Below are 13799 nucleotides of genomic sequence, written 5' to 3'. Positions count from 1 at the left end.
CAGCGATTAGCGCTACTTGAGGTGCTACTTGAGGTGCTATCAGCTATCAGTTTTCAGCTATCAGCTATCAGCTTTTGGATAAAACAGGTAAGCATTAGTTTAATCTAAGTTACATTAGTTGACGGCTGACCACTGACCACTGATCACTGACGGCTGACGGCTGACTGCTGACTGCTGACTGCTGACTGCTGACTGCTGACATCAAAATTGCCATTTATATCTAACTTGTACCTCATTAAACACGTAGTCGTAACTCAATTCAACTGAGGAAGTTTGTCCCAAATCATAAATGGCATCGAAGGTTGGGTAAACCTGTAAATCAGCTAAACCGATGGATCTCCCGACATTGCTGACTTGTTCTTCAACAGTAAATAAAATATCTTTGATAATTGGTCGCACAACATACTGAGTAATCACTAACTCAGCTATTTCTCGTTCATTGCTGTTAGCGATAGTCTCAACTTGGGTAATAAAACTGTTACCGAGCAGAGCGATAATTCCACTTTCACTGCGGGGAGGAGTACTGCTTAAACTAACAATGGGGGAAAATAGAAACTCCTTGTCTTCACTATTAGCAATAGCTTCGCCATAAACACACTCAGAGAGCTGTTGGAATTGTTGGCGAGACAAGATGGTGGTTTTTGAACCAAGTTTAGCTAGTCCACTATCTTGTCCACTAGTAGCAATTTGCTGATCAGCACAATAATCTTTCTCTCCTCCTAGGGCAAGGATTTGACTAGTTTGACCTTTGATGGCGAGGGTTATCTTCACTTGGTCGGGTCGAGAAGACTGCACGACATTCTCAAGGATTTCGTTATCAACCCGTCTTTGACGTAAGGCACCAGAAGGCTCAAAGGCTATGGTGATAAACTTAAGATCTAAATTGGGATTGAGTAATCCCTGTTCTGGTACAAATACAATGGTGTTATTGTGCCGCCTGTCTGAAACAAATTCGGTTTCTAATACATCAACTTCCCAACGTCGTAGCGTAATTGTTCCCAATCCTTGTAAGTTTTGGAGATTGCCATTGATAGGACCGTTGAGGGTTAAATCACCAGCTATTCGAATATCATATATGGGAAACTGTTGCACTCTTAACTCATTTACCAAATTTATCTGAAAATTCCTTAACCTAGGCACAAACAGATTATTTATTCTACTACGGACTACTGAGGGAGTCTGATTAGACGTATTATTAACGGGTTTTTCGTCACTTGCTTGGGTCTTGGTTTCCTGTATCTTCGGTATAAAGGCTTGCCCATTTTCTAAGTTAATGTTTCCTCCAATAACTGGACGCAATGCTGAACCAGTAATCACGATATTACTTGCTACTCCCCCTTCATAGAGCCCTGCTAACTTTAGGTTATCTTTAGGAATTGTCAGGGTTAGGGGATTGGAGGAGTTTGTCGTATTTGACGCTATCCTATTTGACACTATCGGCAATTCCCCAGACAGGGAAAATCCAATCCCTGCTAGGTTACCTTCGAGAGTTTTTTGACCTTCTGTATCTGGAGAGTTTACTACTTGCAGGCGTTGATCATCTAACTTAAACTTGCCTACAACATTGAGAGTAAAGTCATCTTCTAGGAGCTTGGTTTTGATAGTACCATTCTGGATATTAACCTCAGATGTTCCTGATAAGTCTTTAATTTTGATACTATCTGCTAACTCCAAACTTCCACTAACATCCAGGTCTATATCAGCGGTTCTATCCTCTCCATTCACCCATTCCACTTGTTGTTGAGTCACTACACTAAGGAGTGCCATGGCTGGAGTTGCCAACTTGAGGTTGATATCGATGCGATCGCTATCTGGTTTGGGGGGAAAGGGGACTTTACCAGAGACTTGTAGATAATCTGGTTTGTTGGTGTCAAAGTCAAGACGAGAATCAACATAGTCGAAATTGACTTCAATATCATCGAGGGAGGTATTATTGACGGAGCCATCTACAACAGCGACTTGCCCATTGGTGACTTGGGGATTGGTGAGACTACCACCCAGCTCGCCTTTGGCATTCAAGTTACCTGCAATGTCAAAGGGAATAGTGACAAAATTGCTGGCTAAATTGCTAACGGTCTCTAGAGATAGATTCTGGAGGAGGAAGTTTCCTGAGTTGCTTTCTTGGCCAAGCTGTCCTTGAAATGCTAAGACTGTTTCCCCCAATTCCATTCGGGCTGGCTGCACAGTAATTACACCTTGGTCGTAACTGCCTTTACCAACCAATTGGTTGAGCACAATTACTTGATTGGGAGAATTAGCATACCACTGCCAATTGTTGCCTTCAACATTAAAATCGACTTTAGGATTAGTCAAGATTCCAGCAACAGCAATTTCTCCAGTATACTTACCTCGAATATCTAAATTAGTCAGGAGTGTAGTGGGATTAAACGGGTTAGCAACAGCGTCGTCTTGGGCATTTATTTTGGCAAACCGTCGTAGGAGAGTAGCTAGGGAGCCATGTATAATACTAGGGAATGGTCGTAATTGGTCAGCGTTGCCAAATTTCTTGTTACCAATTTTATCACTAGAGGAATTAGTAGTAGAGGAATTAGTAGTTTGGAATCCTTGAGCGATGTCGATAATATCAACACCTTTGACAATAGTCAGGATGTCTTCAATATAAGCTTCTGGAATAGTCAGCTTGCCATTTATTTGTTGAGACTTGAGATTAAATCGACCATTTTTGAATAAATATCGACTGTTGCCTAAGATTAAAGCAGCTGATGCGATCTGGGCAATATGATCTTGATAGGAGAAGTTAGCACTAACTTGTTTAGCGTTTATTTCTCCTATAGCAAGTTCCTTAATTTCGATAGTATTACGACCAGAGGTTTCTAGGGTGAAAAGATTCAGGTTAGCTTGCCCTGTTACCTCGCCTTCCAATCTACCGGGAATACCGTAGATCAAACCAGGGGTCAGATTAAGGATAGCTAGGGAAAAATTCTTGATCTGAGCCCTTAAGTTATCTCCCCGGCGTACTCCTGTGATCAGAATCGGGAATTGTGACCCTTGTCCCTGTTTGAGTGTAAAGGATGCGGGCAGATAGGGAGCAAGACATTGGTCTCCTCTAGTACAGGGTTGGAGGCGAGTTGCGATCGCATCTTTCTTTCCTCGTAAATCTATGGCTAATTCTTGTCCTGGCGCAACGGTTACTGGCCCAGCTAACACTGGCTCAAAGGTTAAGTCGTTAACCTTCAAATTCGATAGCTGTAGATTCCCGGTCATATTCAAATTCCCAGGTAGGAAAGGGGCTGAGAGTAAATTTTTCCCTTGGATGCGACCGTTCAAGTCAGCTTGACCCTTGACCTGAATTTGATACCCTGGGGAAATTTGCTCCAAAGGTAACCGACTCAATAGCAGGTTATAGGGCAATTTACTGAGATCAGAACCAACCTCTAGGTTTAGATCAGTTCCAATCTCCCATGGCATCTGACTAGGGTTAGTTTTGGTGAGATGGGACAGTAGGATTACTCCCTTAGCATTAAAGGAATGTTTTGGCAACTCTAGCGATAGGGTATTTGCTTTAATGGTAGCAATAGCACCAGGATTGAGCAGAGGATTGAGGTTTCCGGATAAATTCAGTTGACTGTTCAGCGGTCCTAGCTCTAGTTTTTGGTTACCCAGCTCCGGTAATAACTGACTAACCAGTAAGGAGGAATCAAGATTAGTGGTATTAATTGCCGCTTGCCATAGACCCTTGCTAAGGGTGCTATTTAGGTTAAGTTTCCCTTGGGCTAGTACTCCGTTAAGGTCTGCTTGTAGGTCAGTCTGATTCAGTAGAGTTGGGGGGTCTAGGGTGTTAAGTCGGCTCTTTAACTTGACTTTTCCCCCGATTTCTGTATCGATAGTTGGGAAGTTAGCTAAGGCCATTTGGGATGCGATTTCCCCTACATCCAGGCTGTTTGCGATCGCATCCGCAGTCAGCACCCCAGAGCTTAACTGACCGATAGCATTAACGTTACCACCACCTACACCTAGGTTTCCATCAAAGCTAGCCTGAATTGCCTTGAGTAGGTCAAGGTTAAATGATGAGCCGAAAGCCAGTAGAGACTCTAAAGAACTAGAAAGGTTAGCTTTACCTGACTTGAGAGCTATCGGTAGCGCTAGATTAGGAATACTATTACTCAAGCTAATTTGACCAGCTAATGCATTAACATCCAGATTCCCTGACTTTAACTGACCTTTGGCATTAACTTGACCATCAGCCACCCCTAAGTTTCCCTCAAAATTGGCGTTGATAGTATTGAGGCTATTCAAGTCCCGATTCAAGGCAGAGGCGAGCAGAGATGCCAGGCTTCCGGAAAGATTAAGCTGACCTGACCGTAGCGCTACTGGTATCGTTACATCTGGCACTAGGGGATTGAGCTGAATTTGACCAGCTAATGCATTAACATCCAGATTTCCTGAATTTAATTGACCTGTAGCGTTAACTTGACCATCAGCCACCCCTAAGTTTCCCTCAAAATTGGCTTTGATAGTATTTAGGCTGTTGAAGTCCCGATTCAAGGCAGAGGCAAGCAGAGATGCTATCGTTCCGGAAAGATTAAGCTGACCCGACCGTAGCGCTACTGGTATGGTTACATCTGGCACTAGGGGATTGAGCTGAATTTGACCAGCTAATGCATTAACATCCAGATTCCCTGAATTTAACTGACCTTTGGCATTAACTTGACCATCAGCGACCCCTAAGTTTCCCTCAAAATTGGCCTTGATAGTATTGAGGCTATTGAAGTCCCGATTCAAGCCAGAGGCGATAAGAGATGCTAGGGTTCCCGAAAGATTAAGCTGACCCGACCGTAGTGCTACTGGTATGGCCAAATTGGGAACTAGGGGATTGAGCTGAATTTGACCAGCTAATGCATTAACATCCAGATTCCCTGAATTTAGCTGACCTGTAGCATTAACCTTACCCCCACCCACCCCGAGCAACCCATTAAAATTGCCATCGATAGTATTCATCAGGCTATTGAGGTTGGGAGTTGAGCTAGAAGATAGCAGAGACTCCAGGGAAGCAGAAAGGTTGATTTTGCCAGAATCTAAACCAATCGGTAAACCCAACTTGGGCACTACCTTATTCAGTTTAATTTTAGAGGCTCTGGCGTCCAACTCCACCATGCCCCGATTTACCTGACCTGTAGCCTTCACCTTACCCCCTTCTACCCCCACCTGCATATCTCCTGTTGCCTCAATAGATTTAGGAGAAAAGGATTTGAAACTACCAGAGAGGTTGATTTTTCCTTGGGTTAACTGTCCCGACAGGGGTAAGAAGGGGTCTAGAGGCACAGCGTTAGCCACTACAGTAGCTTCCCACTTACTGGTTTTAAGGTTTCCTGTACCCGTAGCAGTGATTCTCCCTTTACCGACCTTGACCTGGGTGTTACGCAGTAAAATATTCTGATTGAGCAACAGGAGTTCTCCAGCACCAGAAACCCCGATATTCTTTGAAGATGAAGTGGATACCGCTGGTGCTTGCCAAATTAGACTCCCTTGGGGGTTTTGAGTGTTTCCTCTGATGGTAGCTTGGGCGTCGAGGTTGCCCAGGGTAATCTGAGATGGCAGCTTATAGGGAGATGCAATGGCATCCACCGGAAGGGCAGCGATAAAATCGAACGCTAGGGGCATTCCCTGAGGTTTAGTTCCCCCTTGCTGGTCACTAGCCAGTCTTACTTGACCACGCCCAGTAATTTTCCCACCTGCCTCAGGTTTTACTAAGAAATCCGTCAAGACCACTTGGGAAAAATTCCCAGCCAAGTCAGCCCGAATCTGAGCCAACTTAACCTTGTCGATGGTGGTCACTTTAGTATTCCGTAGTGTGCCAGTCACCTCTGGCTGGTTAATCGGACCGGTAATCGATAAGTCCGCTGCCATTTCCCCATCTACTGGCACTGGGGATTTCAGCGGAACAGTTTTCAGCAGTTTCGCCAAGCTAAAGGGCGTGACCTCAACATTCAGGTCAAACCCTTTTGTCCAACCGACTTGACCAGATACCAACGCTTCAATTGCTCCATAACTCCCCTGAGTTTTTTCCAAGCGCACCTGGTCTCCCTGGAAGCGCAGTCTAGCGTTAGCCTTCACCGGTGCCTTCAACGGGTTTACTTGCACCTGAATCCCTTTAAATTCAGCCTTACCCTTAACATCAGGGATTTCCTTAACCGAAGGCAGGGAAATATTCAGTTTGGCATCTAATTCACCAGATTGGAGATTAGCTGGGATATTGGGAATAACCGCTCTGATTAACGGCATCAGCTCCGCCAATGCCAAGTTTTGGACGTTGACCCTAGCTTGACTTTGCCCAGTTGTCAGCCATGTCTTGCCCTCCAGTTTGGTCTTACCCTCAGCAATAGCAGTTGTGATACTATACTTGAGACGCTTATTGTTGTTGGATAAGCCAGCAGTAGCATCAAGTTTGAGCTTGAATGGATTAGTCTGACCATAGGGTAAAAGGGCAATTTTACCATTCCACACCCGCACCTTAGCATCCAAATCAATCGGAGGAGAGAAGGAATTATCGAAATTCAAGTCTTTTAAGTTAATCCATTCCCCATTCGCTTCCTGTTGGGCATACACATCCACATTTACCAAGTTAATGGTCACAGGCAAAGAGCGTTTGACAAGTAAAGGCAAGGGATTAAAACCTACTTTGATCGCTTTGATAGCCACATGGTCAGGGTCAGTGGTGGTAGCTGGGATAGAGGATGGTCCCAACTCCAGGCTAGTCAGGTATAAGGCTTTCAGTTGTCCAACCCGTACATCTCGCTTGATGACATTACTCAGTTCAGTTTCAATCCAGCCAGGTAAGTTTTGGTATAGCCACATCCTGACCCCAAAATATCCCACCAGACCAATGGTCAGGGAGATCATGGCAAAGGTAATAGTAGAGGGACGTTTTCCCCATTGGAGTATACTGGCTACAGCACTCCGGCTTTGATTTGCCTCTGGTTCAGGGGGAGGATTTTGGGAAGACTTGGTCATATCCGAATATCAGGATGATTAGAGGATTTGCTGAAAATTATTCCAGATCGGCTGCAATATATTCCGGAAATTGACTGATACAGGGTCGCTAAAATTTTATGGAATTCCCCAAGCCAAAACCCCGTGTTTTTAAACCACCGGATATAGGCTCGTAGCGACTTTAGTCGCCGTGGAAAAATATCTTGAGGAATTCCGGAATCATCGTTAAAGCCAATATCGTCAAAGCCAATGTAGACTTAAATATAGAGTACAGGCTGCAAAACCGTTGGCTCAACCGGGAAAGAGACCCGCAATTTGATTGACCATAAAGTAGTAATGCTCGGAGGGTAGGGAAACTCCTCCTTAAAAACCCAACCGTCAATTAAAAGTTGGCGTGTGAACCTAGAAGAATCACCTTTGAGATAAAAACGGTGCGCTTGACCTTGGCGAATTAAATTCGCCAAGGTCAAGCGCACCGCAAAGTACGGTGGGGCACACCGGAACTTGAGGAAAAGGAAGGGAAACGGACTTTTAAGGCACTTCCAGGAAGTACTCCAACGCTTAAGGAGAACTGCCCTCTAGGTCTGTCGTGAATTGACTGGGGACTTGGTGTTTTCACGGGTTTTTGGTTAAGCATTGTCCTATTTTTGGCGGCGTCAAAGATTGGAACTCGGCGGTTTACGGCGGCTCGTTGATCTAAGAATCCCCGCGTCTAATGACCGGGGAGTGTCAAAGCAATCTTAATTTACTGGTGAAAATTCTGAAGATAGGGTGATCGGGTAATGGGGATAATTGGTAATGGGTTAATCTGGTTTTTGAGCTGTCAGCCCTGAAACGCTACTATAAATTTAAATACAGAAAGAGAAGACCATGGGCGAAGCGCTTAGTGCCTAGTAGTACCCTTAGGGATTAGTTTGACGTACTACTGATAGTTAGCTTCCTCGAAGTTCACTCTCGTCGAGTACACAACATCTTAAACTTGGGTAAATCGAATTCGTCGATACTGTCCGGTCACAAACAGCTCAATTTGAAAAAGTTTTTTGTAGGAGGATATGAATGACATCCTATGCAGCGTCTTCTGCTAGAGCAGAAATGAGTGAACTCCGACGACTAAAAACCTTACTACCACCAGAGCTACAAAGCTGGGTGATGGTGGAAGGGTCAACAGAAGTCAATCCCCCCTTGGTTCGTTGTGAAGAACTAGGTTCAGACGAGGTGGAAATTCAAATTGACCTAACTAAATGGGAGCAGCTCGCCCTTGACCAGCGTAACCTCCTGTTTTGGCATGAAGTTGCCCGGATTCAAAATGACACAATTCCTAAAGAAGGCTGGGAAATGGCAGCCCTAGCCATTGGTTTAGGGGGTGCTGTCGGGGAACTCTGGGTACAAGATGGCTTACTGCTGCTGTTAGCATTAGCCCTATGCGGAGTCTCAGGTTGGCGACTTTATCAAAAAAACAATGGGGAGAAAAACCTCAAATATGCTATCGAAGCTGACGAAAAAGCGATCGCACTAGCTACTCGCTTTGGTTATACCCTACCCAATGCCTACAAGAGTCTAGGCAGTGCCTTGAAAACCTTAATTGAAATCACCCCTAGTCGTCGTCTACGGCGCAGATACGAAGACCGGCTCTCTGCTCTCAAACGCAGTGCCGCTAAAGCCAAAGCCCAAGCCAAAGCCAAGGGAGAAGGCACAACCATGTAGTGTGATGTCTAGGCAAGACTTAACTGTTGGTTATTTGTTGACGGTTATTTGTTGACGGTTATTTGTTAACTGTATGTTTGTTGACTGTATGTTTGTTGACGGTTATTTGTTGATGGTTATTTGTTAACTGTATGTTTGTTGACTTTATGTTTGTTAACTTTATGTTTGTTAACTGTATGTTTGTTGACTGTTGTTTGCTGACTGTTGTTTGTTGACCTTGGCCAAAAGGCCACGCAATCGCGTTCAACTAAAATAACCTTGGCCTAAAGGCCACGCTACGCAAACAACCTACCCTTCACCGAACGCCAAAGGCGAACAACCTTGGCCAAAAGCCCACGCAATCGCGTTCAACCTTGGCCAAAAGGCCACGCAATCGCGTTCAACCTTGGCCAAAAGGCCACGCAATCGCGTTCAACCAGCTAACTTTCAACCAGCTAACTTTCAACCAGCTAACTTTCAACCAGCTAACTTTCAACCAGCTAACTTTCAACCAGCTAACTTTCAACCAGCTAACTTTCAACCAGCTAACTTTCAACCAGCTAACTTTCAACCAGCTAACTTTCAACCAGCTAACTTTCAACCAGCTAACTTTCAACCAGCTAACTTTCAACCAGCTAACTTTCAACCAGCTAACTTTCAACCAGCTAACTTTCAACCAGCTAACTTTCAACCAGCTAACTTTCAACCAGCTAACTTTCAACAGACCCCTAAAGCTGACCGATAATTTTATGGGTCTGAGGCACCACCCTTACCTGCTTAAGAGAATGCTTCATTAAAGCCTGCCAAGCCAAAACCTGCTCCGGAGTAGGAGCAACTATTGGTTGCCCAGACCCCTCCAACGGAGTCACTGGTTGCAGAAATACTGGAATTTCCGCGCTAACCGCTGCTACCAAATCAGCAGATTGTTCTAACTCCGTGGGGTCAGTGTGGCAATCAATAATTAACTTGACAAATACCTCCACTGATGAGTTGTGGCACAGCTTGAGAAATTCCCTGTGAGCAGCCCATCTGTTTTCTCCACTCACACTGGGCAACTTAATATCCATACCCACTGAGTCCAAATAGGGCAAAAGCCTTGCCATCTCTTCAGGACGATGACCGCCAGTTTCTAGGTAAATGGGCAATCCAGTTAACTGTCGTAGCTCAGGCAGACATTCCACCAGAAACGGAGTATGAAGTAAAGGTTCACCACCAGTGAGGCTAATGCTATCGTGCAATCGATGTTGATTTTGTCTGTCAACCCATTTCAGTAGCGATCGCAGGGGGACTGGATTTGGATAAGTTTCAAAATCACGCTTACCGGGAGTCTGTTCCACCTGGCATTGAGGAGGGACAGCCCAGGTATGGAAACTGTCACAGAAATGACATCTTAGATCACATAGGGCAAACCGGATAAAGATCTGACGAGTGCCAACATTTAGCCCTTCTCCTTGAATAGCAGAAAAAACTTCGATCAGGCGGGCAGTTGCTTGAGTCCCACAGAGCATGTTCAGATTTTCAAAGATTTCATAATATTTGACTATTTTTTGGCGAATCCTAGCGTTCTAGGACAAAATAATGGTCAAGACTATAGGTTAAAATCTAGCCCTTTTTCTTCTATGATGGTTGATTCAGTCAAGAGCGACAATTTCCTGGTAGTGTTCTCACAAGATACTCCCGTGGTGGAATTACCCAGTCGTGTCAGTGTACTAGAAGCTGTGGAGTTTAAGCAACTATTCCAGCAGCTTCTCCAAAAAATTCCTCTGCCTGAAACAATCATATTTGATTTTCACCAGACTAATTTTATCGATAGCAGTGGTATCGGTGCATTAGTGAGTAATCACAAAAGCGCCCTAGAACAAGGGGTTAAAACGTTGCTTAAAAATGTCACTCCCCAAGTCATGTCTGTATTGGTCATTACAGGACTAGACCAAAGGTTAACCATACAACCATCAGATAATAGTACCACACTAAGCACCAACAAATCAGTAAATCACTTACCAACAACCCATCCCTCCGTTAGATCTCCGGTGAAGCGATTAATCGATATTCTGGGTGCAATCGTGGGTTTGGGAATTACTGGTATTTTATTTCTTCCCATTGCCCTTGCTATTAAGCTAGATAGCCCTGGTCCGATTTTTTTTGGTCAAATCCGTTGTGGTTGGATGGGAAAGCGGTTTCGGATCTGGAAATTTCGCTCCATGTGTGCTAACGCTGAACAGCTAAAAGAGAAAGTTAAAAATCAAGCTGATGGCAAAGTTTTTAAGAATGAGAATGACCCCAGAATCACCAGAGTAGGTCATTTTTTACGGAAAACCAGCTTGGATGAACTGCCTCAGTTCTGGAATGTTCTGAAAGGGGAGATGAGTTTAGTAGGTACAAGACCACCAACAGTCAATGAAGTAGAAATATATGAGGTTCCCGAGTGGCAACGTTTAAACGTAAAACCGGGTATCACTGGTGAGTGGCAGGTGAATGGACGCTCAAAAATCCGTAGTTTTGAAGATATCATTCAAATGGACTTAAAATACCAACATCACTGGAGCTTAGCCCATGATATCAGAATTATCTTCAAAACTATCCTGGTGGTGGTTCGTAAAGATGGAATGTAGTTTTATGGTTAGATGAGTTTGGACCCATCACCTTCGCCCCTACTGGGGAAGGTGATGGTAATTTATGAAATGCCAGCCTAGCTTACCTTGGAACCGAAAACTATTTTTTAATAGTAGATTAGAATAGACCTCTTGTCAAAGTATTTTTGTGATCCTGTCTTTCTCAATTATTGTCCGCTGATCCAAAGTTCCCTTGTCCGAAGTTCCCGACAACTGCCGCGAAGTCTAATGCCATAGACCGTGTAAACACCAGAATTTTTAAAAGTACCATCAAATTCGATCAATTTAGGCTAATATAGTGGTTCCCACTAGACCGATCTGCATCGACATGATGATCGGAACCTCCGTGTTGCAGAAGAGTCATTGTTGTTTTTATCTTACAAAATAGTGGTGCTTATTAATAAAACCTGGAAACTCAGTCGGTTAATGTGCAATGGAAAACCGCTTCGAGAATCTCGTCTAATGGTCCAAACAGACTTGAGTGAAGTCAAAGATGTATTACAGTGGTTTGAGGAATTCACTTCTGACCTACTGCCTCAGCAATTTTGGCAGCAGTGTCAAATTGCTTTGGTGGAAGGATTTACTAATGTAGTACGCCATGCTCATCGACATTTACCTAAAACTACAGTAATAGAGCTGGAGTTAAAGTTATTTACTGATGGATTAGAAATGCGGCTTTGGGACTATGGACAGCCTTTTGATTTCCAATCCAAGCTGGAATCCCTCTGCCAAGAGGACTATGACCCTTTAGAAAAAGAAGGAGGCAGAGGGTTGATGTTTATGAATCAGCTGACAGACGAAGTTTCCTACCAACGTCTGTCTGACGAACGTAATTGTCTACTAATGCGTAAATGGTGCTAGATTTCCGCTGCGGCGCGTTCAATTAAGCTACGCGCCAGACTTTGAATGCCAGTGTGTTCATAATAGTTAGTAGACATATCCAGAAAAGCGGCGAGATAGTCTAACTTGTCATCAGAAAACTCAATAAAACTTTGCAAGTTATTAGCGATTTGTTCTGGGGTCACACCTCGGTCAGTAACGAAATCACTCATCCATCCCTTCACCGATTCAAAGCTTTGACCAATAAAGTTGAGCTTGCCTTCGGAATCATCCCCAGGAATCGCATCCTGGATCCCTTTGAAACTCCCACTTTCTTCCAACTCGTTGGGAGTTAGACGCTCTAGAGTTGACTGTACTCCCATGATAAAGTCAGGACCAAGGGGAATCAGACCATCAAAACAAACCAGTGCTGCCATACGCATTATAGATGCGCCACTATAGTCAGCTAAGGCACCCACAAAGTCACCAATGCTATCCCCAGGCAGACCATTAATTTGGCAAAAGCCGATCAATTCCCCTACCACTTTGATGGACAGATCGATAGTTTGGGCTTTGTCAGCTTTCGGAGTCAACCTGTTCAAGAAACCCAACAAGGGAATTTTTTCACCAACCTTGTTCGCTAAAGCTGCTGTACCCAAAGCCGTACCAGTGCTATCAATGGTTTGGTAAATCCACAGCGCTCGTTGGTAGCCCTGGGAGCGGTCATTGAACAGATAGACGGCGCGATCGCCAATTTCCTGAATTACCTCTTCGTCTTCTTCACCAGTGATCGCACGAATGGTATTTTCAAATCCCACTAAATTTTCCCACTCTCCAGGCACAACAAAGTCTAGAGACTTCAGCGCCGAGATGGTCAGGTTCTTCGTTGGCAGATCATCAACGATTTCAAAAATTGCTTTGCTCACACTCAGACTCCTTTACAATCTGATACCTTCGAGTCATTAGTCCTTGGTCATTAGTCCTTGGTTATTAGTCCTGAGTGACCAACACCGAGTCTGATCGTAGTTACTGATCGTAGTTACTGATAACTAATGACTGATGACTAATGACCTACTCACCCGTGATTCGTGTGATTGAGGATGCTTATTCCCCATTCACCTTTTTCCTTGTAGCATTTATTTACTAAAGTCGGGCAAGACCACTGAGGTTAAATTTTGCTAACCAGGCTTTGCGATCGCTAGCGGTAAACGACGGATCTCGGGATTGGATCTTTACCTGGTAGCGCTTACCGACCAAAATAGCGGTTTGAGTGGAACCAATTTCCCGGGCTGGATAACCAGCAATGGTTTGACCACTTTGCTGATATTTGGCAGCAGTGGTAGGAATGCTGCTGGTATCGGAAATTGAGAGAACTGCCACCTCAGTGCCATTTTTCTTCAACTTGGCTTGAGCAAAACCTTTTTTCTCCTGGGTATATACTCGTTGATAACCACCCCCTGATGGTGGGAAAAACTTGTTGAATTGAGACCCTTGAGTGGCATTCTTGGTAACAGCCTGACCACTTCTAGCCTGGCTGCTGGCCTGTTGTGCCTGGTCAAAACGAGAGGGGGCTTTTTGAGCGCAGGATGTTACCAGCAATACTGTGCTGAGTAACACGGTCGCTAAAATTGTTTTTACACGAGAAATGGTCATCGTTTTCTCCTGGAATGATTTATGCTGCTTACTTAGCAAGACTATCTCGGGGAAACCTTACCAGAGCTATATAAACAAAGA

Annotated in this window: 9 protein-coding genes; 4 read left to right on the top strand and 5 right to left on the bottom strand. The window is 44.3% G+C overall.

Annotation, left to right across the window (positions count from 1 at the left end; all coding sequences use genetic code 11):
• Positions 1-201 precede the first annotated feature (201 nt).
• Positions 202-6972 (bottom strand): translocation/assembly module TamB domain-containing protein, encoded by a 6771-nt coding sequence (locus LYNGBM3L_RS21090; RefSeq protein WP_008187654.1) that lies wholly within the window; start codon positions 6970-6972, stop codon positions 202-204.
• A 236-nt stretch (positions 6973-7208) separates the two neighbouring features.
• A complete protein-coding gene (locus LYNGBM3L_RS41355; protein WP_131827050.1) occupies positions 7209-7415 on the bottom strand; it encodes a hypothetical protein in 207 nt (68 codons plus the stop codon).
• Between the two features lie 592 nt (positions 7416-8007).
• On the opposite strand from LYNGBM3L_RS41355, the gene LYNGBM3L_RS21085 reads away from it, so the two are divergent.
• Together LYNGBM3L_RS21085 and LYNGBM3L_RS21080 are read left to right on the top strand one after the other, a co-directional pair.
• A complete protein-coding gene (locus tag LYNGBM3L_RS21085) occupies positions 8008-8655 on the top strand; it encodes a DUF3318 domain-containing protein (protein ID WP_008187651.1) in 648 nt (215 codons plus the stop codon).
• Positions 8656-9040: 385 nt separating this feature from the next.
• Complete coding sequence (locus LYNGBM3L_RS21080; RefSeq protein WP_008187649.1) at positions 9041-9379, top strand: pentapeptide repeat-containing protein; 339 nt, start codon at positions 9041-9043, stop codon at positions 9377-9379.
• Here the strand turns inward: LYNGBM3L_RS21080 and LYNGBM3L_RS21075 are convergent.
• A complete protein-coding gene (locus tag LYNGBM3L_RS21075; RefSeq protein ID WP_008187645.1) occupies positions 9363-10142 on the bottom strand; it encodes a 7-carboxy-7-deazaguanine synthase QueE in 780 nt (259 codons plus the stop codon). The two genes, LYNGBM3L_RS21080 and LYNGBM3L_RS21075, sit on opposite strands and share 17 nt — an antisense overlap.
• 114 nt (positions 10143-10256) lie before the next feature.
• Between LYNGBM3L_RS21075 and LYNGBM3L_RS21070 the strand changes: the two genes are divergently transcribed.
• The gene (locus LYNGBM3L_RS21070; protein WP_044494201.1) at positions 10257-11246 is read left to right on the top strand and encodes a sugar transferase; all 990 of its coding nucleotides are present in this window, start codon (positions 10257-10259) and stop codon (positions 11244-11246) included.
• A gap of 390 nt (positions 11247-11636) precedes the next feature.
• Positions 11637-12107 carry an ATP-binding protein gene (locus LYNGBM3L_RS21065; RefSeq protein ID WP_324293497.1) on the top strand — a complete coding sequence of 157 codons (471 nt, stop codon included), beginning with the start codon at positions 11637-11639 and terminating at the stop codon, positions 12105-12107.
• Here LYNGBM3L_RS21065 and LYNGBM3L_RS21060 read toward each other — a convergent pair.
• Both LYNGBM3L_RS21060 and LYNGBM3L_RS21055 read right to left on the bottom strand, forming a co-directional pair.
• Positions 12104-12991, bottom strand: coding sequence for a hypothetical protein (locus LYNGBM3L_RS21060; RefSeq protein WP_008187638.1), 888 nt, complete (start codon positions 12989-12991; stop codon positions 12104-12106). The two genes, LYNGBM3L_RS21065 and LYNGBM3L_RS21060, sit on opposite strands and share 4 nt — an antisense overlap.
• Before the next feature lie 217 nt (positions 12992-13208).
• The gene (locus LYNGBM3L_RS21055; RefSeq protein WP_008187636.1) at positions 13209-13718 is read right to left on the bottom strand and encodes a hypothetical protein; all 510 of its coding nucleotides are present in this window, start codon (positions 13716-13718) and stop codon (positions 13209-13211) included.
• Positions 13719-13799: the final 81 nt, after the last annotated feature.

The organism is Moorena producens 3L, from assembly GCF_000211815.1.
Lineage (GTDB): Bacteria > Cyanobacteriota > Cyanobacteriia > Cyanobacteriales > Coleofasciculaceae > Moorena > Moorena producens.
Note: the sequence above shows the minus strand (reverse complement) of the source record. Positions and strands in the feature narration are given on the sequence as shown.